The organism is Pseudomonas sp. HLS-6, from assembly GCF_002753995.1.
Lineage (GTDB): Bacteria > Pseudomonadota > Gammaproteobacteria > Pseudomonadales > Pseudomonadaceae > Aquipseudomonas > Aquipseudomonas defluvii.
In genome coordinates this window covers 830,508-856,489 of sequence record NZ_CP024478.1, presented here as the reverse complement: position 1 = coordinate 856,489, position 25,982 = coordinate 830,508, and the positions used below count along the sequence as shown (strand labels likewise).

The window sequence follows — 25,982 nt, the reverse complement described above, 5'->3', positions numbered from 1 at the left end:
GGTGATACTGCTGGTGGTTCTGATGGTGCGATTTCCGCCACTTCTGGTCGCAGCAGTGTTGACGTGCTTGATATTCAGTCGGCCAGGACGACCCGCAAACTAGATCGCGACACAGTCAAGGATACAACCGCAAAGTGTATCCTTGACTGCGTCACTTTCTTTTTTGCTCTGTAGTGAGCAATAACTAAGAAGCCAGCCCGCAGACCGCTTCAATTCCCGCTCTCCGCAGTCTTCGGCACCTCCGGCCCGTCTGGCTCGTTCACTGCTTCTGCATTCGCGTTGATCGCGCGGATGCGCTGCGCCAAGTCGGCAATCTGCGGGGCTTGGAACAGCGACAACAGACCAGCGGCAAACGGTGGCTGGGTAAGGCGTTCGGGGGCCAGCACGCCGTTCTGGGTGAAGTAGTCGATCAGCAAATTGACGAACTGGATCTGCGCGCTGTTCATCTGCCGCTCGTCCAGATACTCGGCGAAGGCCTCCTTGGCTTCACCGCGATCCAGACCCACCAACTCACGGATGAATACTCCCAGCGGCTTGTCCGGATGAATGCTCTTCTCGTAAGTCTCGCGATCCGGCAAGCCGCTGGCGGCGAACAGCAGGTCCTCCAGCACCTCCAGGTCACGCGCGGTGACAGGGCGATTGCGCTTGATGCGCTGGATGGTCAACTGGTCCTCGTTGGTCTTGATGAAGGCCTCGACCTTCTTGCGGTACTGCAGCAGAGCGCCGCCGCTGGCGATGATGCTGACCACATCCTTCTCGGTCGCCTCGCCCTCTTCGTCCGCGAAGTGGGTGTAGACCACCTTGCGCCCCTCGCGGTCGACGAACTGCAACAGCAAACGGAGCCTCAGGCGCAGCTCGTCAAGCATCGGGATAGTCACGTCCTGCCACCAGTCGTCGCTCTGCACCTGCTGGATGAAGTGCAGTTGCGCCTTGACGTCAGGCACGCTGGCTTTGGCTTCCAGCTGGCTAGCCAACTCCAGTACCTGCAGGCGCAGACCCTCCGGGGTCATGCCTTCCTCCAACCGCGCCAGCTGCAGGCGAAGGACCAGATGGTCAAAGCGCAGCGCCAGCTCGTTGCCCGCCTCGGAAGCACTGAACGGCGCGGCCTCACTGGGCAGTGGGCCGAGCTGGTCGCTCAGCTCGCCGAGCTGCAGGGTATCCAGAGTGTTCCAGGCCTCACGCTTTAGGTAGCGCTCTACCATTTGGCGCCGCGGCCGCACCATGAAGTTGTCGAGGTTCATACCCGCCACACGGTGATGCAGCAGGTCGAGCGTGTAGTGCCGGTAATTCTGCTCCGCCGCATCCTCGGCAGCCGCCAGCGCCGTGGCCAACTGCAGGCGCTTGGCGAAAATCTGCTGCGACAGCGGCTTGGCCAAGCTGTCCACCGCCCCCTCGGGTGTTGCCTCGAAGAATTCGAAATTCTGGCAGTAGTCGAACACCCTGAAGTCGGTCTTGTCCTCGCCGGGAGCGAACAGATCCTTGCACAGCCGCGTGCCGCGCCCGAGCATCTGCAGGAACTTGACCCGCGACTGCACCACCTTGAAGAACACCAAATTGACCACCTCCGGCACGTCGATGCCGGTATCCAGCATGTCCACCGATACTGCGATGGTCAGCGGCACATTCGGATCAGTAGGAGCCCGTTCGCCCTTGAACTCGTCGATCAGGGTATCGGCGTATTTCTCCTTGTAGGTGATCACCCGGGCGAAATGGCCCTTGTAGTGCTTGTAGTGATGATCGAAGCGCTCGACGATCAGCTGGGCATGGGCATTGTTGGCCGCGAAGACGATGGTTTTGCCCAGCCGGTCGCCGCCGGCCACCTTAATGCCGTGCGCCATCAGCGTCTGCAGCATCTTGTCGACGGTATCGGTATTGAACAGGAACTGGTTTACCTCCGAGGGCAGCACCTCCTCGCGGTCGGCCAGCTCCTCTTTACTCTCCCACTCCTCGCGCTCCTCCGCAGGCAGCTCGGCATACTTCATCCCCTGGCGCATGAACTTGAGAGGCACGCTGTAGCCGCGCGGCGGCACCAGCACGCCATCTGCGAAGGCCTCGTGTGCCTCGTAGGCGAAGGTTGGCACACCGTTCTCGATGTCGAAGACTTGGTAAGTGTTCTTGTCGATCTCGCTCTTGGGCGTGGCGGTCAGGCCGACCAACAGCGCATCGAAGTAGTCGAACAGGTAGCGGTACTTCTGGTAGATCGAGCGGTGTGCCTCGTCGACGATCACCAGATCGAAATGGCCGACACCGCACAGGCGCCGGTCAGCCGGCGCATCGAGCAGGTTCATCATGGTCGGATAGGTCGCCAGCGCTACCCGACTCCTCAACGCGCGACTACCGCCGGAGAGAATTTCCGCGCTGGCCTTGGGCAACAGCTTAGAAAACTCCTTCTTGGCCTGATTGATCAGCGCGTTGCGGTCAGCGAGGAACAGCACGTTCTTCACCCAGCCGGCGCGCATCAGTACATCCACCAGAGCGATCACAGTGCGCGTCTTGCCGGTGCCGGTAGCCATCACCAGGAGACTCTTGCGCTGCTTGTGTTGCTCGAACTGCTCGCACACTGAGCGAATCGCCTGCACCTGATAGGGACGGCCCTGGCCGGCGATGGCGCTGTCGACGGCTACCTCAGCCAGCGGGCTGGCAAGGCCGCGGCGGTCGAGCATGCGCTGCAGCTCGTCCTGCGTGTGGTAACCCTGCACCATGCGTGGCGGATAGCTGGTATCGTCCCAGAACCACAGCTGATAGCCGTTGGTGTAGTAGATCAGCGGGCGCTGGCCGTGCATCTGCTGCAGGCAGTCGGCGTAAAGTTTGCCCTGCTGGCGTCCCTGCTGAGGCTCGAAGGTGGTGCGCTTGGCTTCCACCACCGCCAGCGGCTTGCCGTCGGCACCCCACAGCACATAGTCCACGTAGCCCAGCCCGCTGGGAGTGGGCATTCCGGTGACCTCATACTCGGCCACCTGGGCACCGTCCGGCTGCCAGCCGGCCTCGCGCAGCCACTGGTCGATCAGGTACTTACGGGTCTGCGCCTCGGACCAGTCGTGGCTGTCCGGCAGTTGCTGATGCTGGGCCTTGTGGCTAGCCACCTGCGCCTGCAAGCGAGCCAGTTCGGCGCGCAGCTCGGCGTTTTGCCGCTCCTGCTCGGCCAATGTCGCGGCGGCCTTCTCGTCGCGCTCCTGCAGTTCGCGCTCCAGCGCCTTGAGCTGCTTGACGCTCTGCTGCACCAGTTGCGCGTCGACAGCCACCGTCTGCGGGATCTGCGCCGCGTCGAACAGCTGATTCTGCGACGGCTGGGCGCTGTAGTTGCGGTAGAACCAGTAGAGAATGTGGTGCAGCTCCCTGAGCACCTGGGCGGCATCGGCGGAGGACACCTTGCGCTCGCTGTGCACCGCGGCGTTACCGACCTTCTGCACCAGCCTGAACTTGCCGAACAGCGGCGGCGGCAGCATGTTCTTGAAGCAGGGCTGGTGGATCAGGGTGTTCAGGCTGTGGTCGTAGCCGGGCTGATCCATGGCCGGATCGAAGCGGTAGACCCAGCTCACCGCCCGCTCCATGGCGTAGCGCGCATAGAAGCACGCAGCGCGCGGGTCGGCATGCACCAGGCTTTCGGCCTTGCCGGCGGGCTCCTGCAGCTCCGGCCATTCGGCCATGAAGTGGAAGTTGCTCATCCGTGATTCCTTGGAATGCTGGCTATAGACGGATCATGCCAGCTTCGGAGCCAGTTCGCCCTTGAAGGCGCGTTGCATCAGAGACTGAAAGGCCTGTTCCAGCTCCGCCTGTTGACTTCGCGTTATCTGGCGCTGCGCCTCGATCTTGTGGAGTGCCGCAACGAACTGCTTTTGCCTGCCAAGCGGCTCTTTAGGTGTCGGCAAGGCCTTGAGCTGCGACATATTGATCGAGGCCAGATTGGTGGTCTTCTTCGCGCAGCCGAGAAAGTAGGTCTTAACCATCGGCGTACGTAGGTAGCACTCGAAGAATCGCGGCTCGTAGCCGTCGGAAAGGCGCACGCGGAAAATATGGTTCTGGTGAATGCACTCGGCGATTTCGCCCGACCACATGGCGCCACGCCCCAGCTTGTCGAAGTCCCCCCCCTCAGTCATGAGAATATCGCCAGCCTTGAGTCGGTATTTTTTGATGTCGCGCTCGGTGGCCTCGATTTCCTTAATCTCGGACAGATCAAGAAAACCATCCTGCACGTTGGCAACCCGCAGATAGGGCAAGGTGCGAACCGCACCGCTCAACTTGCTGCCCTTGGCCACACCAGAAACCACATCGGCGACTTCTGCAAGAGGAACGAAGTTTTCGGCGGTCTGTTGCCGATAATCGCCGAACATCTCCAGAAACAGTGCCTGCGCCAGCCGATCAAGCTCCGCCTCCAACTGCTGCGCCTGCCGTCGCAGCAGATCTGCCTGCTCCAGCATCTGGGCGATATGACGCTGGATAGGCAGAGACGGCAAGGGAATCGTCCGCTCGCCAAACAGCTGCATGCTCAAGCGAGGCATCTTGGCGCCTGCCGTTTTTCCGACGGCCCAGTTCACGAAGTCGGGCGAGCGCAGATAGAAAGCCAGATAGTCCCGATCAAGCCTTTCCTTGTCGGGCAACAAAGGCACCAATTCACTGGTGCAATAGCCGTACTCGTCCGGCACCACGACCTTGTTCAGGTTGGGGCGCAGCTTCGAGTAGAGGACGTGCTGCGGGCCAAAAGCATGGGTGGATGAGCTCATTTCATCCAGAGCGACTCGCAGCCTGGAAAATACGCGGCCAGAGTTCGCTTCGACCTGATCAAGATTCAAGAGCCAGCAATCATCTTGCTCTGGCAAGCAGCTTTCCAGCGGGTTGAGCGGGGCAACTGGAGCAACCGCTAACAATTTCACCAACGGCCAACTCACAACATCCCCTCCAACGCCGCGATGCCCTCATCCATGGCCCGCTGTAACTCCTTGATCCGCGTCAGAATCGCCTGCGGCGCTTCGTACTGCACATCCTCGTAGATCACCTGTTTGTAGCGGTTGATCGACAGGTCGTAGCCGTTGCCGACGATTTCTGCCTTGGGCACCAGGAACGACTGTTCGCTACGCGCGCGCCCCTTCTCGCCGTCGCGGGCGAACCAGCGGTCGAGGATATCCGGCAGGTTGCATTGCGCATGGGCCTCGAAGGACACGCCCTGCTCGCCCAGCAGGCGCCGGTTGAGCGCCACCTGCTGCGCATCGGAGAGCAGCTCGTTGCGCTTGTCGTCCAGGGTCCAGCCATCGGCCCGCATGTCGTAGAACCACACGTCGTCGGTGCCGCCGTTGCCGGTCTTGGTGAACAGCAGAATAGCGGTGGACACCCCGGCGTAGGGCTTGAACACCCCGGACGGCATGGAGATCACCGCCTCCAGCTTGTGCTGCTCAACCAGGGTCTGGCGGATCGCCTGGTGCGACTTGGTGGAGCCGAACAGCACACCGTCCGGGACAATCACCCCGGCGCGACCGCCGGTCTTGAGCAGGCGCAGGATCAACGCCAGGAACAGAAGTTCGCTCTTTTCCGAGGGGCCTTTCTTTTCGGCAGCCTCGTCGCCGCTGTCGGTGGTCTTGCGCCGCGTCTGCGCCTTCTTCGGCGATTTGCCGAGCGCCGAGAGCAGGTCGGGCGATAGCTCGTCATAGGCCACCGAGCCCTTGAACGGAGGGTTGGCAAGGATCAGCGAGTAGGCTTCGCGGATGTTGTCTTCACCGTGGTCGCTCAGGCTGTCGCGGTAGGCCACTGTGGGGTTGTTGACTCCGTGCAGCAGCAGGTTCATGGCTCCGATGCGCAGCATGTGCTGGTCGAAGTCGAAGCCGGTGAACATGCGGTTGTGGAAGTGGCTGTCGTTGTCGTGGCGCAGCACCGGGTCGCCGTAGCGGGCGCGCACGTATTCCTCGGCGGCCATCAGGAAGCCGCAGGTGCCGGCAGCTGGATCGCAAATGGTGTCGCTCTTGTCGCCATCCAGCACCGGCGCGGTCAGCGCTACCATGAGACGGATGATGTGCCGCGGGGTACGGAACTGGCCGTTGGTGCCGGCGCTGCTCAGCTTGGAGAGCATGTACTCGTAGAGATCACCATTGGTGTCACGGTCGCGCAGGTCGAGCTGATCGATCAGTTGCACCACCTGATCCAGCACTGAGGCCTTGGGAATCATGAAGATGGCGTCCTTCATGTGCTGGGCGAAGGTGCTGTCGGCGTCGTGCAGATTCTTGATGAAGGGGAACACCTCGTCACGCACCCGCTCGTACATCTTTTGCGGGTCGATGTTCTTGAACTTGTGCCAGCGCAACGCATCCTGCCCCGGCGTGAACACCGGGTTGCTCAGCGGCACGCCGATGGCGTTAGCGACCTGTTCGCGCTGGGTGTGGATGTCGTCGAGGCGACGGATGAACAGCAAGTAGGTGAACTGCTCAATGACCGAGATGGGGTTGCTGATGCCGCCGGTCCAGAAGGCTTCCCAGATTTTGTCGACCTGATTGCGGAGCTTGCCTGTAAGCATGGTGTCCCTTCGAATTCAATTAGTTGCGCGGATATCTGGGGAAAGAGGTAACTGTAACTGATCGGCTCATCTTCCGGCTAAGGACGACCTGGGGGAGCGCACTCCTAGCAATGGTTTGGATTTAGCTGTTTACCGCGATTGCCATGAGCGTGAGCGTTAGTCGGATTAGTTCCCGACCTGCCGCGACTATTGTTCAGCGCATCCGATCAGTGCTTATGCTGCACGCGCTGTTGTCAGGTGGAGTTGGGTTGCTTAGACGTGTCTCCTGCTGGGTGGTAAGGAAGTCGCATCCAAGCCGTCCCGTTTGACCCGGTATCCAGGCTTTTTGGAGGCGAACTTTTAGATGCTCTGTCGCTCTGGCTGTCTAATGTTTGGCACTCTGGACAACGAAATAGATCAGCGCCGCGACGGCACCGAGGAGGAGAAGTTCTATCTACTATGGTTCCTTGCTTACGACTGGCAGTCGTCCGAAATCAGTACCGAGGCCTAGCTAACGTCAAGATGAAGCTTCAGATCGAGGAAGTAACGTCCATTCCGCGTCGGAGAGTTCCCCTGTCTGGTAGAAGCGTCGAAGGCGCCCAATGAAATCGGCAAAATCCGGATTTTCTGTCGTTAACCGATTACACATATCCCAATCGACTTCGTTGCGTTCACGGGCCGGGATGAGAATCTGGCTTTCCGTAGGATTGGTCACGTCAAGCTGGATCAGGCCGATGCCGTGAGCTGCAGCGAGCATACGCAATTCCTTCAGCGTGCCGTCACCCTCCACTGTAGCGGCGACCAAATAACCGAAGTTAGCCCAGGATGAATTCGGCGATTTTCAAGGTAGTTGTCGCGTGAGCGTGTCACGCTGCCTTTGATGTTTGCTGCAGTACCGCTTCCCGCTCCGGGTTCAGGCACACGATTGGTGCCAGCACCCAGTTCCTAATGTTGCCGCTCCAGCGCTCCGGGTGCCGTGCACGCGCCGCCTCGTACAGCTCGATACGCTTGCGCAGCAACTCTTCCGCCTGGCCAGTATGTCGCTGCGCCGGGGTCACAAACTTCAGGGCGCTGTGGCGATGTTCATGGTTGTACCAGGCCACGAAGCTGTTCACCCAGTTCCTGGCCTGCTCCAGCGTGTCGAAGGGCCGCTCCGGCCACAGCGGGCAGTACTTCGCCGTGCGGAACAAGGCCTCGGCATAGGCGTTGTCATTGCTCACCCGCGGGCGGCTGAACGAGGGCATCACACCCAGGTTCTGCATGGCCGCCAGCATGGTCGAGCCCTTCATAGCGCTGCCGTTGTCCGAGTGCAGTACCAGCGGCTGGCCTGCTCGCTGTTCACGTAGGCAGGCCAGGCGTAGCAGCTGGGCGGCCTGCTCGGCGCTTTCACTTTCATGCACCTCGTTGGCCACCAGCTTCCGGCTGTAGACGTCCTTGATCATGTACCAGTAGAAGTAACGGCCCTTGACCGTGGTCGGCAGCCAGGTGATGTCCCAGCACCACAGCTGGTTCGGGCCGTCGGCCACATGGGTCGTCAGCGCTCGTTTCACCGGTGGGCGGCTACGGCCGCGCGGATGCTGCTGTTCGGCGTCCTTCAGCAACCGGTAAAAGGTCGACTCCGAGGCCAGCCAGGTGCCCTGATCGGCCAGCCGCGCCACGATCTGCTGCGGCGGCAGGCTGGCAAACTCGGGCTGATTGGCAACCTCCAGCACGCGGCGGCGCTCTTGCGGGGTCAGCTTGTTGGCCGGCTCAGCTCGCTGTGCCGAAGGACGCCGATCCTCCGGGCAGTGCTGCCAGCGCTGCAGGCTGCGCAGCGACAGGCCCAGTTCGGCGCAGGCCTGCGCCCGCCGCGCTCCCGCCGCCACGGCGTCCTCGATCAACTGCAGCGTTTCACGGCGATCCGGGGCGCTGATCATTCGTCCTCGTCCTTCCCCCAGAGCGCCTCGGCTTTTTTTCGCAACACCAGCAGAGCCGCGGTTTCTGCCAGCGCCGCATCCTTGCGCCGTAGTTCACGCTCCAGCTGCTTGATGCGCTTCTTCGCGGCCTTTTCCTCTTCGCGTTCGCGCCGGGTCTTGCTCGGCTGAGCCAGGCTGTTGGCCTGCTCGCAGGCTTCGCGCCAGGCGTTGATCTGCTCGACATACAGGCCTTTGCGCCGGCAGTACTCCGCCAGCTCAGCCGCATTGAGGCTGGCGCTTTCCAGCACCACCCGAAACTTGTCCTGGCTCGACCACTGGTCGGCCTGCTGTCCATCTCCCGGCACCACTGCTCCCGCTGCTCTGGCCTGTTTGCGCCAAGCATACAGGGTGGCATCAGTAATGCCTGTCGCTTCCACCAGCTCCGGCACCGTCCGGTTCAAGGGCGGCATCATCTGCCGCACCACCCACTCCCGATGCTCTATCGAATAACGCGCCACACGGCTCTCACGTCCGCCCACCGACCAAGACTCATCGAATCAACTCACACGACAACTATCCTGACGCGGCGGGAATTTGAAACCGCTTGGAAATAGCTCTTTCGAGCATTGGATCGGTTAAGCAACAGCTTCACTTCAAATGACCACAAGCGGGCACGCACAGCCCCAATTACGCTGACACACTCGCGAAGCCCTCTCGCCCAGTCGGCAGTCAAATCCTCAAGCCCAACCAAGTCTGGATGCAGCCACTCGTTGCCACCGCTACCCGCGCGATTTGCGGAACGCTTTTCGTCGATACGCATTGCGCGAACGCCCAGCTTTTCGACGCTAAGAAACTGAGCCAAAAGCGGGTACAGCGCATGCTCATTGAGAGATTTACCACCACCCGAAATCGGGAGCGCCCCCCCTTCTGCCGCCTCAACCTCAGCCTCTGCGGCCATCTCCGTCCAGTAGTATCGGCGCGGGCGACTTTCCGTCGTTTTTAACTCCGGATGTTTTTTCTGCCATTGCGTACGCTGACCACCAATCTCTGCCACTAACTGCTGCAACAGATCGGCGTCAGTTTGTATATAGCTGCCGCTATTAGCCTTCTTTTCCGCGCACTCGACTGGAAACTGCTCGAAGATCCATAGCGCTAATTCGCGAGCGGTTTGCTGGGTGTCCGGCAGTGACTGCAGGCGCTCAATGACACGAGTACGTAGATTCAAAGCCACTTACACCCCCCCAAAATTGCTCGACAGGCATTCCCGAAAACAAACCACATAAATGCAAAAAACTGACATCGACGGCTCAACCCAATCCTACTTCGAGGACTCCTAACCAAACCCTGGTAAACATGAACTCAGTTATTTTTTTTCCGCAGCATTGTCAGCGACTCCCCCTTATAACACCAGTAATCCGGGCCACGCGCTGCCTTAACGTTACGACCGTGACTACCCAGCGCCAGCACTGCAGCGCGCGAAACGCTCATCAACGCCCCTTGGTATTCGACCTGATTATTCGGCGCGATCACGCATGTCACTTCAGGGTTCAGCTTGAACTGCAAGACCTCGCCTGGCGACAGGCCAAGCATGCCGAACTGAAAGGACGGCAAGCGCTTGAGGCTCTGATTGAGCTGCGCGAGCAACTCCTCGAAACAGGGCTTCGGCTTGGGTGGAGCTATCAGCAGAGGCAAATCGGTGTCCGGGAAGCTGATCGTGTTCGTACCCAGAAAAACAGCCGTAGAGAACGCCAGCAACCTGCCCATTTGCTCATGAAAGCCATCTAGATCAGAGCCGTTGACCAGGTAACGCTCCTGCAGCTCCACCACAGACAAGGATATGGCGGCCAGTGCCTCCCCCACGATGAACTGCAGGGACTCCCCCTCGCAATACTCGGCATTCAACCCCATCCATTTGACCAACGCGCTCCCCAGCTGCTCATCGGTATGCCAGCCCGGCATCCGCACATAGCCAGTGCCGTCTTCGGTCATGATGCGCACCAACCCATGCAGTGCATCCATCTTTTCCGCGTAAGAGGCCTGCTTGTTCAAACAGTGAAAAACAGTCTCCAGCCAACCAGAAAGAAGCGACTGCACAACGGTAGGCGAGCCCAAGTAATTCGGCTGAGCGGCCTGCTCAATAGCCTGCACAAATGGATCCTTGGGATGCCCTTTACCGGCTAGGTGAAATCTCGCCAGCTCACGCACCATGCTCTCAATGCGTCGGATATCAGCAACATCGTCTGTCTCGCCCCATTGCTCAGGCTCACGATTGACCTCGGCATGAGTCGCACGCAAGCCATTCCCTACTGGCACGAAATGCACCTGATCGATACAGAACCCCGTCCAGCTACGATGCTGAAACAAGGTGTCATTTGCGTAGTAGGAAAACCATTTCTCCTCCATCACTTGCGGAATGAAACCCTTGCGTATCGCCGCAGCCTCATCGGCATCCAGTTTGAAATCCAGTTTCAACACGCTATGCCGCTCAGGCAGCGGGCGAATGTTCCAGTCCGCGGCGCAGGCTGGCTGCCCAGCGTCTCGCTCGCCATCGGGAAGTACGACAGTCGTATTTTCCTCAAACCAGTGGCGCGCAGCGGCAAGCACAGCCAGATCCCGCAACCGTCCAGTGGGGTTGTTCGTCTGCCCAATCAGCGCTTCCGCCTGGTCAAAATCAGCCCAGCGGGTAGCCTGGGTTTCCCGGTCGAATTTGCCCTGTGGGCCGATATGACGCATGACAAAATAGGCATTGGTACTCAAGCTGCCGTTGAATAGCCCTGGCAAGACATCAACGATCTCTACCTCATAGCCAGTCTCCTCTCTGACCTCTCGCAGTGCCGTAATCTCCGGTGTATCCCCTGGCTCTGGCGTGCCTTTAGCAAAGGTCCAAACATAGCCAGCGAAGTGGTTGGCCGGCTCGCGCAGTAGGATCTGACCGGTGCGGGTCAAAAGAATGCCTCCGTAGGCTGAGGCCTTATCGATACTCCAGGTCATGGTGCTTCCCTTTTTATTCATCCGTGCTGGGTAAAGCCATGCTCGGCGCTCTCTGGTATCCAGGTCAATTTGCCGGTACGCAGCCTTTGGACATTGGTGTCTTGGCCACATCGCCACTACCTGTGCAAATCAGGCTGATGCGCATACCACTCTGCAGTCCTGCGGCGTAGTTAGCATGGGCGTCATCGAGCTGGAATTGCGGCTCCATGAACTGGTTTACCCCGCCACGCAGGGTGACGTAAGGATTACCGAACAAATCGGTATTGATCGACTCCACCACGCCAGTGACCTTGAAGCGCTTACCTTTGAACTGCTGATCGGCTGCGACCGTATTGCGGTCATAGGCCTGGGCCAGTTGCTGAGCGCTCACTTCTAGCAGCGGCTCAACGGGAGCGACCACTTTCGCCGGTTGACTCTGACTGCTTGAGGCTGGAGCAGGCTTGCTGGACGGACGATCCCCCGAGGCCATCGCAACGACCATCAGCGCGAGCCAGGCAAAGCCGATCACCCGGCTGGTAGTGCTATGCCCTTGGCGCAGCAGGAACCAAACAAAGATGACCGGAAACAGAAAAATACCGACGCCCAGCCAGAAGCCGACGTTGCGGCTCATAGCTTGGGCGGGATGCATTTGAACGTTGGCAGTCTGCTTAGCGATAGGCGCACCACAATGCGGACAGGCAACCGCCTGGTCGCTGGCCATGCGATCGCACTCGCCGCAGTTGATCAATGCCATTTCACTACTCCTTGATTGCACTTCCTGAGCCAGCCTGGATTGGCCGGCTTGTTTGTCAGGATCAAGATATGTAGCGTGGCTTGACGTATCTAGAGTGTGCGTCCGTACAGGTAAAGTTTTCGAGCAAGTGAGGCCGGCATGAAACGCAAACAGGAAATCGAGTCCGTGCGCTGGGATCTGGCGCTGCGCTATCGCCTGATCGAAACGGTGGTGTGGTGGGAAGGACGCTTAACCACCGGACATCTGATGCAGAGCTTCGGTATCAGCCGCCAGCAAGCGTCGAAGGACATCAATTCCTACATTACCGACTACGCGCCGAAGAACCTGGAATACGACAAGCATTTGAAGGGGTATGTGCCGAGCCGCCACTTCAAACCACTGTTTATCGATGACAGCGCCAGCGCCTACCTGCACCTGCTCAACCAGAACCATGACCGTGCACCACACATCGAGGGCCTGGCATTGGCCTATGCGCACACCGAGGTGCTGCTGGTGCCGGATCGCACGGTACGTCCGGAGCTGCTGCGCCCGCTTCTGCGCGCCTGCCGCGAAGGGCTGCGGCTGGAATGTGAGTACGTGTCTTTCACCACTCCGGACGGCGAAACGCGCCTGATTGCACCACACACACTGATCTACACAGGTATGCGCTGGCATGTGCGGGCGTATTGCGAGAAGAACAGGGATTATCGCGACTTCGTGCTCAGCCGCTTTCGCGGTGTGCCGGAGTTGATGGACGACAAGACCGAAAATACTCGCGAACAAGATCCGGGGTGGAGCACGCGGGCGCAAGTCATCATCGAGCCGGACTCACGCCTGAAACCCGAGCAGCGAACGATTATCGAAGCAGACTACGGTATGCATGATGGACAACTGGTGATCGAGACCCGAGGCGCGTTGGTGCAGTACGTGCTGCAGCGCTATCAGATCGATCCGACCAAGGTGCATGCCAAGGCCACGGCTCAGCAGATCGTGGTCGCCAACCTGGAAGAGCTACAGCCCTGGCTGTATCGCTGACTAACGGCAGGCATGCCTGGCTTTGAGTCGATGCCGCCAGGCGAGGCTATCTCTCAATCAGTCGTGCCGCCGTAGGCCAGCTTGGCCAGCCCGAGCAGTGCAGGCAGCAGCAGCGCCAACGGCAAAAGATCGTTAAGGGTGGGCAGCAAGTTCATAGGAGATCCTCCTGGTCGGTTTCCACCAACCTAGCGAGAACGGCCCGACAGGGCGATCTGTCTACTTTTCGCCTGTAAACAATCCGTGCATACCCCAGACACCGGCGACGAACGCGCCTTGTCTGGATAGCGGAGCGATGATTACTGTATACAAATACAGTTAATGGGCAGCCCGTTATGAGCACCGCACTTATCCTCGGCCCGCTGCAGAGCAGCAGCGCTCTCCTTCCCCTCTTTGATGCACGCGTTCCGGCCGGCTTTCCCAGCCCTGCACTAGACCACATGGAACACAAGCTTTCGCTTGATGCTCTGTTGGATCTGCAAGCTACGCACACCTATGTGGTCGCTGTGAGCGGTGACAGCATGACAGGGGCAGGCATCTTCGACGGCGACCATCTGATCGTCAGCCGCGCTATCCCAGCCAAACCGGGTCACGTAGTAGTGGCCTGCCTCAACGGCGATATCCTAGTAAAGCGCCTGGCACAGGAGCAGGGCCAGTTCATCCTGCAGTCGGAGAACCCGGCCTACTCTCCGCGCTACATCCTGGAGAACGATGAGCTGACGATCTGGGGCGTCGTCACTCATAGCCTGCGGAATCACCTCACCCATGGCTGAGCCGGTATACGCACTGATCGACTGCAACAGCTTCTACGCCAGTTGCGAGCGAGTGTTCCGCCCTGACTTGTTGCGAACGCCCATCGTGGTGCTCAGCAACAACGACGGCTGCGTGATTGCCCGCTCTGCCGATGCTAAGCCGTTCGTGAAAATGGGCGCCCTCTTCCACGAGATCAGGGGCGACCTCAGGCGCCATGGGATCGTCGCCTTCAGCAGTAACTACGCCCTCTATGGCGACATGAGCGAGCGTGTGATGACCATCCTCGAAGGCTGCTTCCCAAGCATCGAGGTCTACAGCATCGACGAAGCCTTTGCCGATATGACCGGTCTACCCGAACCACTGGAGTCGATAGGCCGTCAGGTGCAAACAGAGATTAAGCAGAAGACTGGTATCCCGGTCGGCATAGGCATCGCCACCACCAAGACACTGGCCAAGCTCGCCAATAACGCCGCCAAGCGCTGGCAGAAGCAAACTGGTGGCGTCGTAGACATCCGCGATCCGGTTCGGCGCGACAGGCTGCTCAAGGCCATGCCAGTAGAGGAAGTCTGGGGCGTTGGTCCCCGGATGCGTGCTCACCTGGAGGGCATGCAAATCAAGACCGCTTGGGACTTGGCACAGATGGATGCCTGGACACTGCGCAAGCGATTCAATGTCGTGGTCGAGAAAACTGTACGCGAACTGCGCGGGGTGGCGTGCCTGGAGATCGAGAACGAGACCGAGCCAAAGCAGGAGATCTGCTCTAGCCGCTCGTTCGGCAAGCGCCTGCGTGAGTTAGCTCCCATCCAGGAAGCCGTGACCAGCTACGCCACCCGCGCTGCTGAAAAGCTGCGCAAGCAGGAGTCGCTCTGCCGGCAGGTGCGTGTGAGTCTGCGCACTGGGATGTTCAACCCAACCGAGGCTAAGTACGCCAATGGCATCCTCTGCCAACTGCCCTATCCGACCGATGACAGCAGGCTGATCATCAAGGCCGTCCAAGCGGGATTGCAGCAGGTGTTCAGAGAGGGATTCAGCTACGCCAAGGCTCAGGTGATGCTGTTAGATCTGTGTCGCAGGAACGAATACACGCCGGATCTGTTTGCTCCCGAGCAGCCCGTGAAAACCGAGCGACTGATGAGCACTCTGGATGCGATCAACAATCGCTGGGGACGCGGCACCCTGCAGCCAGGACGCATAGCCAAGCCAGTCGAGTGGGCAATGCGCAGAGAGTTGCTTTCCCCCGCCTATACCACTCGCTGGTCTGAGTTAATGGTCGCAAAGGCGAACTAGCCACTACCCTCGGCTAGTGCCGAATCCTCGCTGACGATCCCCGTAGGACTTGGTCGCTTTCTTACACAGATAGCTGGCTCGATAGAACAGATCATCCAGCTCATCGCCCTTGCCTTGACGCTTTACTCGATCAATCAGGTACTCAGCATTCTTCGGGATATGCACCAGCCCCGTCACCAGGTCGACTGGTAGCCCCAGCGCACCTGCCCAGGACTCCTCGATACGGCTGATCATGTTCACCCGGTCTGACCCCAGACGCCCAATGGTGTAGTAGGCATCGCGGTTCAACAGGATCAGCAGGTGATAATGTTGCCGGCCGGCCTGACCGATCTCTCTCGACCAGACATACCGTACTTTGCAACCGCGCGAGTAGCTACGCTCAGCTACCCGCCCCTGGTGGTACTGGATCTTCTTCGTAAACGATTCGAAGAACCGGCTGATGATCTGGTTTTTATAGGCGAAGTCGGGTAGCTCGATACCTTGGGGTAGCCTGAGATCCACCCTGAACGCCAGCACCCTCGGATACTCAGCCAAAGCCAGGTCGATGGTGCGCTTGAGATCAGACAGGCACTCTCGAATAAAGGGGCCTACTTCGCTCTGTATGGGAAAGCCCTCGAAGGTATCCCCGTAGTGCAGATGGAGGTTGGGATTGTCAGGGTGACGGAGTGGGTAGCGCTGGGTGGTATTGGTATCGCTGAACATGGTTATGACCTCTCATGGTTGAGTTTCATAAGCCATGCCTGCGGAGTTTTAATTTACTGGATACATTTCCCTGCCTGATCACCCTCGACTGGATGCTCGGTGACGAAGCTCATCCGCGATGAATGGGTAGCTGGTCTCCCGTGGTGAACTGATCGTGTTGCTTGGTGGTTGGTAGATCCCCCGGATAATTGCCCCTTCAGATAGTGCTTCAGTGCCAGATGATTAAGCCCCTCCAGGTACATGGGATCTGGTCGGTGAAGCTTGCTACTGCACGGTTAGTGAGGCAAGAACCCTTCGGGTAGGAATAGCTAGTAAAAGCATACTACCCACACCGCAACTGACAGCTCCGGCTGGCTCGGAAAAATCCACACTGCGCACCAAGCCGCAACGGCATTTTTTGCTGAAGACGTATTCCGGACATAAACCAGACCAAAAGCCCATGGAGACCGATGCCTAGCCAGAGTCTGCCGGATCGATGGGGAGCAACATTGCTCCGGCTTTCTGAAGATCGCCGAGCAGCCAGATTCAGGCAGCCGGCATAAGCGCCATGACCAGCTCCGACTGGTCATGGCACAGGTGGTCAGTTCTAGCTAGCCATGCTCAGGTGGCCGGTGGAACGTACTGCAGCACCCTCTGCTTGGTCACGCTCCTCAATCCTGGCCAGGATCCAGTCGTGCACCTCGCTATCGACCCAGCCGACGCAGCGGTCGCCCAACGATACCGGTTTCGGGAAGGTGCCTTCCGAGATGTACTTGTACAGGGTCGACCTAGACAGGCCAGTAGCAGTGATCACGTCTTGTAAGCGGAAAATTCGCATCAGCAGGGCTCCTCTGTATGTCCCAGAGGATCTGCGAGGGCCGTATAAAAAAACTGCCTGTTACCCAGCAGCTCGTGCTGGCGTGAGCAACCCTGACTTTTCGCGCAGCTCCAGCGGAATATCCACCTCCCTTAACACGCTTTTCACCACAGGATCATCGCACCCCTTGGTGACCATCCAATGCTTGGCCAGACCCTCGTCCGAGGCTCTTTCAGTCAACAGAGCGATGCAACGGTGGCCAGTCGACACATGCGCCGGAACCAAGATGTAGCTAACCCTGGCCAGATCAATGCTGGATACCTGCGAAAAACGTTGGACCACCTCTCTGGCCAGCTCAAGGACTTGGTGGTGGAAGAAGTCGAAAATCTCCTCGTGGTCCAGAATCGCTTTGTCCTTGGGATCAAGCATCGGCAGTCGAAAGAATGCCGCCACTTGCTCCTTCACCGTCGAGTCCACACCGCGCACCTTTCCCCATCCGGCGGAATCAGCCTGAACCCAGTGGCGCGACAGAAAGCCCAATACGCAGTCACAAATAAAAAGCTCAAGCTGATCAAACGCATGATCTGGCGCTCGCCTGAAGAGACGAACCACGCTGCGAGGTGCCAAGTATTCCCCTCGCCTTAGGAAGGAGTTGCGATCAAGTCTGACGCCAGCCAAAAACTTGTAGTCGATGTCTTGATCGGCGGCCTTCTTATGCACCACGACGGAAACAACGTCGTCAGCAGGTGAAAGCTGAAGGTGGTTCAGATTAAGCCAATAAACGCTCCTGAGCTTCTCAGCGAAAATCGGACTCGCCAACCCAGGTATGTGTCTACGAATGAATCCCAGCTCCGTAAGCCTGCGCAAGCGCTGCTTGAGAGAGGCCGCATCCATTCCCGTCAGCAAGCAGAGCTCCTTGCTACTCAGCCCCCTGGCAACCCCAAACGGATCTGCATGGCTTAGCAAGATCATGAGCAGCAAACGATTCGCCAAGCTGAGCTTCCCCTGCCGCACTGGAGCAACTCGCTTCTCGTCTCGCGAGCGTGTGTTGAGCTCCTTCGCAGTCGGCGCATCGTCCTTCCAGCCAGACCAGATGGCCCTGATGCGCTCGCCACCCAAGACATGCTTGACCAAACCGGGGTGGTTCAGCGTCCTTTCCTCGACATCCCGCAGAGCCGACTGGATAGCTTTGCTCATCTCGTAGGTACACCTTGGCCGCCCCTTCCCTTCAGGCTGAGTAACGACTCGCAGTACCCCCACATCAACCAGTTGGGCAACCGCTTTTGAAACTGCTTGCACCGGAAGCCGCAGGTCTTCAGCCAATTGCTTCTGCGAACGAGGCTTAGGCGTCACCGAGCCATAGTGCTTCCAGAATGCAATGAGCAAAAATTTAGCATCTGGATCACCCGCCCTTAGCTTCGCATCAAGAAGCCTAGCAAGCATAGAACCTCCAATTTTTAACTCGCAAATATACCCTATATCTACTATATCTTAGTTACAGTAACGACTCACATAACAACACGTAACGTTTTACTAACATATTAGTGGCAAAGCTGATAACGGTTGCGTAACGAAACAGTAACGGTATAAATCTCTCCCGAAGGCTTGGCTTTGGCTCATAGCCAAAACGGCCCGCCTGGAGGATGAGATGTCAGAAAACGAGAAACCGCTGAAGTGGCTACGAAAGCAGGATGACGAATGGAAATGGGCCGCCGAGTACCTGAAGCATCGCCTCAGCGCCGACTACATGAGCAAACTTAAGGGTGACGCGTTTACTAGGTTTGCGAGTTATGAGCACGTCGCCTCTGCTATCAGGCAGATTCAGCAAGACATGCCAGTCCTGGTGATCAGGCTCCAGGGAGCAATCCGTCAGCGCCGCTATCGCTCGGACAGCAATGGCAGGCAGCCCATCACCTTTACGCTGACGAACGAAACGATTGACCGCCTACACGCCATCGCCCAGAAGCAAAAAAAGGACGAAACAGCCACGATCACTTCGCTAATTGAGGAGGAAGGGAAAGCTCTCAACGCAGAAAGGGACTATAAAAGGCAGCTCAAAGAGTCAGTAGCGCGAAAGCTCGCGATTGCCAACCAGCAATCAGCCTTGTTCGAGGCTCAACTAGATGAAACCCTGAAATACACCGAGCGCTACCTAACGCTTTTAGCTCGCTGGGAGCTAATGTGGCCTGACGAAACGCCACCCACCGCAAGCGATGAAGATGTGTCGAAGCTTGTGGAGTCCAAAATGAAAGACCTAAAGGACAAGCTAGCCTACATTGCCTTCAGAGACGCAGTGACAACTGACCGAGGGCATGACGAGCGCTAATCATCTCACCTCACACTGAAGCAGGCACGAAGCACAAAACCGGGTACAGAACCGGGTACATAATTTTAAGAAGTTGGCACCCCCTCAGGTCTGGCGGCTGCCTCAGGCCTGACTTAGCGGATAACGTCTAAGCCCGCACCACCCGATAAAACCGCGCCCTGGCGCGGTTTTATCGTTTATGGCGACTCAGTTCTGACCAATCGCGATCCCCCCTGTGGGAGCGCGCTTGCCCGCGATCAAGACGAGATGCATCAGGCAGGCTGCGATGCAGTGTTCGCGGGCAAGCCTCTACCGCTCAGCGGCCAAACGCGCGGCACGGTTAGAGCCGCGGGCAAAGCACACAAACAGCCCTGCAACCGCCGCCAGGGCCATTGGCAGCCCATGGGGCGCCATGTCCATGGCCACACCACTGATCAGCGGCCCAATCAGGCTGCCAACGCCCCACAACAAGCCAACACTGGCATTGGCCGTAATCAGATCCTGCCCTTTGAATTGTTGCCCGATCAGCACCAGGGCGAGCGTATAGACGCCACCTGCAACCGCCCCCAACACGACAAGCATCGGCCAGAGCAGCCACGGTAGTTGCAACAGCCAAGGCAATGCCACGCCAATCAGCATCGCTACGACGCCACAGACCAGGTGCACCATCGTGCGCTCGCAGCGGTCGGCCAACCAACCCAAGGGCAATTGGAACACCATGTCGCCGGTCAGGATCACCGTGACCATCAACGCCGCAACGCCCAGGGCGAAGCCATGGCTGGAGGCATAGACAGGCAACAGCGAGAGGATCACCGCATCGAAGAAGGAAAAGAACAGCACGCCCATGCACAGGGCCGGTGCCACCTGGAAAAAGCCCGCCAGGGAAAAGCTCTTCTCGCCCTCCTCGCCATGCTCGACGTAGTCATCAGGCACCGTCCAGACAATGCAGGCCAGGGCCAGCAGGTAGCACAGGCTCACCACGATCGTTACCCACGGGCTTTGCGCGCCGAACAGCGCCAGCATGGTCGGCCCCGCCATCTGGAAACCGGTGAACGCCGTGGCGTACAACGCCATGACTTTGCCACGGTTGTGCTCTTCACTCAGCTCATTGACCCAGGACTCGCCGAGAATGATCGCAATACCCATGCCGATCCCCAGCATCAGGCGTAACAGGCACAGCAGGTAGACCGAGGAGAACGCCACCTCGATCAATGCGACGCTCAGGGCACACATCCCGAAACTCAACAGGTAGATGGTACGGCGCGTCAGATGCCGACAGCAGGCGTCGACCATAAACGCCGAAAGCATCATGCCCGCCGCGGGAATCGCCGACACAATACCGATCTTGAGGGTACCGGCTCCGGCCTCGAACAGCCGCAGGGACACCAAGGGCAACGTCGCCCCCAGGCTCAGGCCAACAACAGAAACCGCGAACAACAGGCCCGCCAGAAAACGCTTGTCCATCTTGACTCCAAACCCACTGACGCAGGGATAGCGATATCCCTGCACTCACACATGCAGACCACAAAGGCGTGTATTCGATACGGACAAGCACGCGTGGCAACACCACGCCCGCGTCCGTCCTGTCAGTTCGGGCAGGTGGGCGGAGAGAAGGTAAAGGCGAACAGGACGCTACGCCGACGCTTGAGCACCGTATCGCTCGGCCAGTCACGCCTTACGGCCTGCATGACAGGCTGTATCAACGTGTAAGGGCGGGTGAGGCGGCTCATGGTTCGGCTACTGGAGAAAATGAAGGGCGGCACTCTAGGGGAAGCCTGCGCCGCCCGTCAATCGTTACGCCTGAGCAATAGCACCAAGGTCGGTAACGATTGGCGGCGCAGCCAAACCTCACTGCTTGCCTGTGGACGGCAGCAGGATCGCCAGCAGGCCGAACAGCGGCAGGTACGAGCAGAGGCTGTAGACGTACTCGATCCCATGGCTATCGGCCAGGTAACCCAGCAGTGCCGCGCCGATACCGCCAAAGCCGAACATCAGGCCGAAGAAAATCCCGGCGATCATCCCGACATTACCCGGCACCAGCTCCTGGGCGTAAACCACGATGGCCGAAAAGGCCGAGGCCAGGATGAAGCCGATGATCATGCTGAGCACACTGGTCCAGAACAGATCGACATAAGGCAGCAGCAGGGTGAACGGTGCCACCCCGAGGATCGAAAACCAGATCACGGCCTTGCGCCCGATCCGGTCCCCAATCGGCCCACCGAAAAAGGTACCCGCCGCAACCGCACCGAGGAACAGGAACAGGTACAACTGCGAACTGGCGACCGAGAGGTCGAATTTTTCGATCAGGTAGAACGTGAAGTAGCTGGTGAAGCTGGACATATAGAAGTACTTGGAGAACACCAACAGCCCCAACACCACAAGGGCGCCGATGACCCGCTGACGGGAAAGGCCATGGCTCGCACGCTGACCTTGCTTGGCTTTGAACAGGTTCAGGTGCTCGCGGTACCAACGGCTCAGCGCGTAGGTCACCAGCAAGGCAAATACCGCAAACAGACCGAACCAGGCCACATTGCCCTGCCCGAAGGGAATCACAATCGCCGCAGCCAACAACGGGCCAAACGCCGAACCTGCGTTACCGCCCACCTGGAAGGTCGACTGCGCCAACCCATAGCGGCCACCCGACGCCAGGCGGGCAATACGTGACGTCTCGGGGTGGAACGTCGAGGAGCCAATACCAATCAGCGCCGAGGCCAGCAGGATCATCGAGAAACTGCCGACGAACGCCAGCATCACAATACCGACCAGCGTACACAGCGTACCCAGCGGCAACAGGTTGGGCATGGGTTTGCGGTCGGTGTAAAAGCCCACCCAAGGCTGCAGCAACGAGGCCGTGATCTGGAATGTCAGGGTAATCAAGCCGATCTGAGCAAAGCTCAGCCCATAATTAGCCTTGAGTAGCGGGTAGATCGACGGAAGCACGGCCTGGATCAGATCGTTGATCAAGTGCGCCAATGCGCAGGCGGCGATAATTCGCATCACCAGCGGGCTGCTTTGGGCGCTTGCCAAGGTAGAAGGCGAACTGGACTGGGCACTGCTCAAGGCCATGGGAATGCGTTCCATCCGGATAATTGGGATCCAATTATCCGGAATCCTTTAAGCAGAGCACCATGTTTTTCGTGTAATACAGGCGTAACAGGCCGAAATGCCTAAGCAATTGATCATGCGCGAATTTTTTTTAGAAACAGGTGTTGACAGATATCCGTTTCAGGCTAATAATGCGCGCCACTTGGCTACATAGCTCAGTTGGTTAGAGCATAGCATTCATAATGCTGGGGTCCGGGGTTCAAGTCCCTGTGTAGCCACCAAGTACTAAAAAGGGCTTACCGCAAGGTAAGCCCTTTTTCTTGCCCGCAAAAAAGTACCAACCTCATCCCCGACAGCGCATAACACGCTGGCACCCCATCGATACCGTCTCAATCCAACATCAAGCACCGAACAAGGCTCGCTTGCTCCACACTAGCGAACACTGGCAAAGACCACCGCTACCCCAAGGCCAATCAAAGCCATGCCAATCACCTTGTCCACCAGCCCCTGACGATCGAGCATCGTGCGCCGCAGAGCATCGCTGGAGAAAAAGACGGCCACCAGGCTGAACCATACCCAATGGGCGAAGGACATGAAGAAGCCATAGCCAAAGTCAGTCGCCAACGAGCTGTCAGGCTGTACCACTTGGGTATAGGCACTGACCACAAAGAGCATGGTCTTGGGGTTCAGGGCGTTGGTCAGAAAGCCCGAGCGCAATGCAGCGAACACGCCCAGACGACTGGCGCCGTCATCATCCCCCAGCGCGATGCGTTGAGTGTTGGTGAAGGATTTATAACCCAGATAAATCAAGTAGCCCGCACCCAACGCCTTCATCGCCAGAAACAGCAGCGGTGATTGGCTGATGATCAACGCGATTCCCAGCACGGTGTACAACACATGCACCTGCACTCCGCAGGCAATCCCCAACGCCGCCATGAGACCAGCCCTGCGACCGAAGGCGTAGCTACTACGCGTGACCATGGCAAAGTCTGCACCGGGGCTGATCACCGCCAGAACGGTGAACAGGGCAACAGCAATCAATTCATTCACGTAAAGCGCCTCGATCAGCTAGTAAAATGCACAGATGCGCTCTGCTCGGGCGGCTAGCACCGACGCCATCGCAATGGATCCTTGTAGGAGCCGGGCTTGCCCGCGATGCAGGCGCCACGCACCCATTAAGCATGCCCCCCTCCGCAGAACATCTGTTCTGTACGGTGCTTATTATCGAAAGCTTCGTTGTGGCTAAAAAGCGATTTATAGTGCGACAAATCCGCTAGTTTTCCTCACAGATATGAAGCTGCCCGCCCTCTCCGCCTTCCGCTATTTCGACGTCGCGGCGCAAACCGAAAGCTTCGTTCGCGCCGCCGAACTGCTGCACGTCACCCATGGTGCCGTCAGCCGGCAGGTGCGCTTGCTGGAGGAGTCCCTCGGGGTGCAGTTGTTTGAGCGACGCAACCGGGCGATTTTCCTCACGGCCGCCGGACGCGCCCTGCATGGCACCACCCAGTCGCTGTTCGAGCAATTGGAAGGTGCGGTCTATCGCCTGCAACAACAGGCGCGGGAAAACGTTCTGGTGCTCTCCTGCGAGCCGACTATCGCCATGAAATGGCTGATTCCGCGCCTGCCGGCCTTCCATGCCGCGCACCCAGACATCCACATCCATCTGGTGGCGGCCGGCGGCCCGGTGGATTTTATCGGCAGCGGTATTGACCTTGCGCTGCGCCGCGATGACTTCCCATGGAGCAAAGGCCTGGACGCCGTTAAGGTCTGTGACGAATACGTAGGCCCGGTGTGCAACAACGCCCTGGCCACACAGGGACTAGTAGGGCAACGGCTGCTGCATACAGGCTCACGACCCAATGCCTGGAACACCTGGTTACGCCTGAGCAAGCAGTCAGCCCAGGACTGCAGCCGAGCCGACTATGAGCATTTCTACCTGTGCATCCAGGCTGCAGTGGCTGGCCTGGGCCTGGCAATGGCCTCGTTCCTGATGGTGCAGGACGAAATCGCGGCCGGGCAACTGCAGGCGCCTCAGGGCTTTATCAAGGACGGCTCAGCGTATTACCTGCTCTGCCCCCAGCCCATTGCCGAGCACGCTACATACCGACGCTTCGCTGACTGGATCACGGCGCAGTCGCAAGCCGCTGGCAATACGATGAACCTGAGCTGAAATCCCCACCCCAGGTCCGATAGCCGGCCGTATCGATGTGAATCCGCCCCGTAGGGTAGCGCCCCAATCCCATGTTCCAGGCAGCACCTTGGGTTTGCCAGAAACGGCACAACGACGCGGGATCAGTACCACGGGGCAGCAACAGGTCAACCGCAAAGGCGCGGGTGTGTGCACTGCCAACAGCGCCACCGGCACACGCATTGAGCGTGGGATTACGGTACGCCGAGACGACCTCGTAGCGGCGCAGGACGTGCTGATCATCCAGGGCCTTGAGCAGTTGCAGGGTCGAGCGTACGGCGGGCCATTGCCCCACAGGCGGTACCGCGAATGGCTCGGCAGCGCACAGCCGCCAGTCGCTGGCTGAGCGCAGCAACTCATGTATTGGAACCCTGCCATAGAGTCGCGCCTCGACCAGCATGTCACGGAACACTCGCGTCTCATGGTCGCCAGCCCAGAGGGCGAACATGCGCACGTCGCGCTCATCGGCATACGCCCCAAACGTACCGAGCCACAGGCCCATCACTGGCAGCGCCACCTTGCGCCGTATCACCCGCATAAACGCTCCACTTCCCAAGCCCACAGAAATGCCTACAGTATGGCCTGACTAGCAAAAGGAGAGAGGCCGCTGGCATGGAGTCAACTATGCGCAAAACCACTTTATTTACCCTGACGCTGGGGCTGTCTGCCTTGGCCCTGAGCACGACACCACAGGCCGATACCAGGGTCACCCTGGGTGATCAGCAACGGGTCAGCAGGTTGTTTGCCTACCCCAACAACTGCAGCGCTATCTGCTTCCGGGACTGGACGCTGGAACAGACCGTCGAGCACTACCTGAAGCAAAGCGTAGCGCGAGACGGCTACACCCAAGCGACGGTCCGGGTGGGGCGCGACAATGGCACCCTGTATGCCGATATTACAGACGTCCCCAGCACCTACGGCGAACCGCTGACGCGCCTGCTCGACAATGGCGAACTCGCCTACCAGGGCGCCAGCCAGCTCAACCGCGACGGCAAGTGGGCCTACAACTGGCTGCTGTTCCTGCCACTGGGCATGGCCCTGGAAAATCGCCGCAGCATCGAGCTGCTGCACTTTCCGCCAGACTATTCGCTGACCCAGGCACAAGATTACCTGCGTTCGAACACCACTGACCGCTGGGCGTACCTGTTGAGTGTCAACGGTGTACCTGTGGATAACACGCCGGCCTTCCAGACCATCGTCGACATTGCCCCGATTGCCGCCCCTGCCTCTGCCGGCAAAGCGCTCGAGGGTGTCTACGGGTACTTCAACGACTACCAGACGAGCATGGTCAAGGCGGTTACCCGCAACGCCAGGGGGGACTCACTGCCGATGGTGGCATTTGGTTCACCGGTACGTACCTGGGTGGAGCAAACCTATGGCCAACGCGTGAACGTACTGGGGCTGGTGAACATCAGCCCGACGACCGGGCAACGCGTGCCGGTACTGGGCTCAAACCACCCCAGCGCCATTTGGTACACCGCAGACAAAGCCAACCACGCCGGCGATCAGGACCAGGCAGACGCGGCGGGTTTGAAGATGATGGGCCAGGACCTCAGCGCCGCCTGCTGGCAGGCCGGCATGGGCAGCAACCCCAAGGCCGATGCCGAGGCCACGCTGAATGCCTGCACGCAAAAATGGCAGGTCACCGCGAAGACGCAGACCTGTGAGCTGTTCTACCGTTCAATTCGGGAAATGACCCCGGAGCAGGCCGCAGCCAAATGCAACACCGATGCGGTAAGGCGCAGCTTGCAAACGCTGCAACAGCCTCTGGAAGAGATCTGATCGCTCAAGCCTCATT

23 protein-coding genes and 1 tRNA gene are annotated in these 25,982 nt (G+C 58.9%); 8 read left to right on the top strand and 16 right to left on the bottom strand.

The features are described from left to right. Positions 1 to 209 precede the first annotated feature (209 nt). Genes CS390_RS03755 through CS390_RS03745 form a run of 3 tightly spaced genes read right to left on the bottom strand, consistent with a single transcriptional unit; the run spans position 210 to position 6,499 of the window. Positions 210 to 3,665 (bottom strand): DEAD/DEAH box helicase family protein, encoded by a 3,456-nt coding sequence (locus tag CS390_RS03755; RefSeq protein WP_099773518.1) that lies wholly within the window; start codon positions 3,663 to 3,665, stop codon positions 210 to 212. Between the two features lie 33 nt (positions 3,666 to 3,698). Beyond that, positions 3,699 to 4,886 carry a restriction endonuclease subunit S gene (locus CS390_RS03750; RefSeq protein WP_099773517.1) on the bottom strand — a complete coding sequence of 396 codons (1,188 nt, stop codon included), beginning with the start codon at positions 4,884 to 4,886 and terminating at the stop codon, positions 3,699 to 3,701. Next, positions 4,883 to 6,499, bottom strand: a complete 1,617-nt coding sequence (locus CS390_RS03745; RefSeq protein ID WP_099773516.1) for a class I SAM-dependent DNA methyltransferase — start codon at positions 6,497 to 6,499, stop codon at positions 4,883 to 4,885. The genes CS390_RS03750 and CS390_RS03745 overlap by 4 nt, the downstream gene beginning before the upstream one ends. Before the next feature lie 367 nt (positions 6,500 to 6,866). Between CS390_RS03745 and CS390_RS25220 the strand changes: the two genes are divergently transcribed. After that, positions 6,867 to 6,989 carry a hypothetical protein gene (locus CS390_RS25220; RefSeq protein WP_256587563.1) on the top strand — a complete coding sequence of 41 codons (123 nt, stop codon included), beginning with the start codon at positions 6,867 to 6,869 and terminating at the stop codon, positions 6,987 to 6,989. Between the two features lie 6 nt (positions 6,990 to 6,995). On the opposite strand, the gene CS390_RS03740 is transcribed toward CS390_RS25220, so the two are convergent. The 5 genes from CS390_RS03740 to CS390_RS03720 form a co-directional block, all read right to left on the bottom strand. Then, on the bottom strand, positions 6,996 to 7,235 hold the full coding sequence (locus tag CS390_RS03740) for a hypothetical protein (RefSeq protein WP_256587562.1): 240 nt from the start codon (positions 7,233 to 7,235) through the stop codon (positions 6,996 to 6,998). A gap of 109 nt (positions 7,236 to 7,344) precedes the next feature. Further along, a protein-coding gene (locus tag CS390_RS03735; RefSeq protein ID WP_256587615.1) for an IS3 family transposase occupies positions 7,345 to 8,891 on the bottom strand; the annotation gives its coding sequence in 2 pieces (ribosomal slippage) (positions 7,345 to 8,405 and positions 8,405 to 8,891; 1,548 coding nt in all). Positions 8,892 to 8,935: 44 nt separating this feature from the next. Then, positions 8,936 to 9,604, bottom strand: a complete 669-nt coding sequence (locus CS390_RS03730) for a hypothetical protein (protein ID WP_256587561.1) — start codon at positions 9,602 to 9,604, stop codon at positions 8,936 to 8,938. A gap of 128 nt (positions 9,605 to 9,732) precedes the next feature. Further along, positions 9,733 to 11,364, bottom strand: a complete 1,632-nt coding sequence (locus CS390_RS03725) for an NUDIX hydrolase (protein WP_099773515.1) — start codon at positions 11,362 to 11,364, stop codon at positions 9,733 to 9,735. A 64-nt stretch (positions 11,365 to 11,428) separates the two neighbouring features. Continuing rightward, positions 11,429 to 12,097 (bottom strand): hypothetical protein, encoded by a 669-nt coding sequence (locus CS390_RS03720; protein ID WP_099773514.1) that lies wholly within the window; start codon positions 12,095 to 12,097, stop codon positions 11,429 to 11,431. 138 nt (positions 12,098 to 12,235) lie between these two features. Here CS390_RS03720 and CS390_RS03715 point away from each other — a divergent pair, with 138 nt between their 5' ends. From CS390_RS03715 to umuC, 3 genes are all read left to right on the top strand, one after another. Next, positions 12,236 to 13,111, top strand: a complete 876-nt coding sequence (locus tag CS390_RS03715) for a WYL domain-containing protein (protein ID WP_099773513.1) — start codon at positions 12,236 to 12,238, stop codon at positions 13,109 to 13,111. Between the two features lie 332 nt (positions 13,112 to 13,443). Beyond that, a complete protein-coding gene (locus CS390_RS03710) occupies positions 13,444 to 13,881 on the top strand; it encodes a LexA family transcriptional regulator (RefSeq protein ID WP_157767112.1) in 438 nt (145 codons plus the stop codon). Beyond that, on the top strand, positions 13,874 to 15,148 hold the full coding sequence (gene umuC, locus CS390_RS03705; protein ID WP_099773512.1) for a translesion error-prone DNA polymerase V subunit UmuC: 1,275 nt from the start codon (positions 13,874 to 13,876) through the stop codon (positions 15,146 to 15,148). Before CS390_RS03710 ends, umuC begins: the two co-directional genes overlap by 8 nt. A 3-nt stretch (positions 15,149 to 15,151) precedes the next feature. Here the strand turns inward: umuC and CS390_RS03700 are convergent, their stop codons facing one another. The 3 genes from CS390_RS03700 to CS390_RS03690 form a co-directional block, all read right to left on the bottom strand. Continuing rightward, positions 15,152 to 15,850 carry an inovirus Gp2 family protein gene (locus tag CS390_RS03700; protein WP_099773511.1) on the bottom strand — a complete coding sequence of 233 codons (699 nt, stop codon included), beginning with the start codon at positions 15,848 to 15,850 and terminating at the stop codon, positions 15,152 to 15,154. Positions 15,851 to 16,436: 586 nt separating this feature from the next. Beyond that, on the bottom strand, positions 16,437 to 16,667 hold the full coding sequence (locus CS390_RS03695; protein ID WP_096827201.1) for an AlpA family transcriptional regulator: 231 nt from the start codon (positions 16,665 to 16,667) through the stop codon (positions 16,437 to 16,439). A gap of 60 nt (positions 16,668 to 16,727) precedes the next feature. Next, a complete protein-coding gene (locus tag CS390_RS03690; protein WP_013970860.1) occupies positions 16,728 to 18,089 on the bottom strand; it encodes a hypothetical protein in 1,362 nt (453 codons plus the stop codon). 205 nt (positions 18,090 to 18,294) lie between these two features. Between CS390_RS03690 and CS390_RS03685 the strand changes: the two genes are divergently transcribed. Further along, positions 18,295 to 18,972, top strand: coding sequence for a hypothetical protein (locus tag CS390_RS03685; protein WP_024086255.1), 678 nt, complete (start codon positions 18,295 to 18,297; stop codon positions 18,970 to 18,972). A 288-nt stretch (positions 18,973 to 19,260) separates the two neighbouring features. Here the strand turns inward: CS390_RS03685 and CS390_RS03680 are convergent, their stop codons facing one another. The 3 genes from CS390_RS03680 to CS390_RS03675 all read right to left on the bottom strand — a co-directional run bounded on the left by CS390_RS03680 (position 19,261) and on the right by CS390_RS03675 (position 22,017). Beyond that, on the bottom strand, positions 19,261 to 20,415 hold the full coding sequence (locus CS390_RS03680) for an MFS transporter (protein WP_099773510.1): 1,155 nt from the start codon (positions 20,413 to 20,415) through the stop codon (positions 19,261 to 19,263). 122 nt (positions 20,416 to 20,537) lie between these two features. Beyond that, positions 20,538 to 20,681 carry a hypothetical protein gene (locus CS390_RS25045; RefSeq protein WP_176717444.1) on the bottom strand — a complete coding sequence of 48 codons (144 nt, stop codon included), beginning with the start codon at positions 20,679 to 20,681 and terminating at the stop codon, positions 20,538 to 20,540. Positions 20,682 to 20,799: 118 nt separating this feature from the next. Continuing rightward, the gene (locus CS390_RS03675) at positions 20,800 to 22,017 is read right to left on the bottom strand and encodes an MFS transporter (protein WP_099776529.1); all 1,218 of its coding nucleotides are present in this window, start codon (positions 22,015 to 22,017) and stop codon (positions 20,800 to 20,802) included. 183 nt (positions 22,018 to 22,200) lie between these two features. Between CS390_RS03675 and CS390_RS03670 the strand changes: the two genes are divergently transcribed. Further along, a tRNA-Met gene (locus tag CS390_RS03670) sits at positions 22,201 to 22,277 on the top strand. 151 nt (positions 22,278 to 22,428) lie between these two features. Here the strand turns inward: CS390_RS03670 and CS390_RS03665 are convergent. After that, a complete protein-coding gene (locus CS390_RS03665) occupies positions 22,429 to 23,046 on the bottom strand; it encodes a LysE family translocator (RefSeq protein WP_065760605.1) in 618 nt (205 codons plus the stop codon). Between the two features lie 241 nt (positions 23,047 to 23,287). Here CS390_RS03665 and CS390_RS03660 point away from each other — a divergent pair, with 241 nt between their 5' ends. After that, entirely contained in the window at positions 23,288 to 24,166 is an 879-nt protein-coding gene (locus CS390_RS03660) for a LysR substrate-binding domain-containing protein (RefSeq protein ID WP_099773509.1), read from the top strand. Here the strand turns inward: CS390_RS03660 and CS390_RS03655 are convergent. Then, positions 24,120 to 24,686: a D-Ala-D-Ala carboxypeptidase family metallohydrolase gene (locus CS390_RS03655; RefSeq protein ID WP_099776527.1), complete on the bottom strand. Its 567-nt coding sequence runs from the start codon at positions 24,684 to 24,686 to the stop codon at positions 24,120 to 24,122. The two genes, CS390_RS03660 and CS390_RS03655, sit on opposite strands and share 47 nt — an antisense overlap. A gap of 122 nt (positions 24,687 to 24,808) precedes the next feature. On the opposite strand from CS390_RS03655, the gene CS390_RS03650 reads away from it, so the two are divergent. Next, positions 24,809 to 25,966: a hypothetical protein gene (locus CS390_RS03650; protein WP_099773508.1), complete on the top strand. Its 1,158-nt coding sequence runs from the start codon at positions 24,809 to 24,811 to the stop codon at positions 25,964 to 25,966. Positions 25,967 to 25,982: the final 16 nt, after the last annotated feature.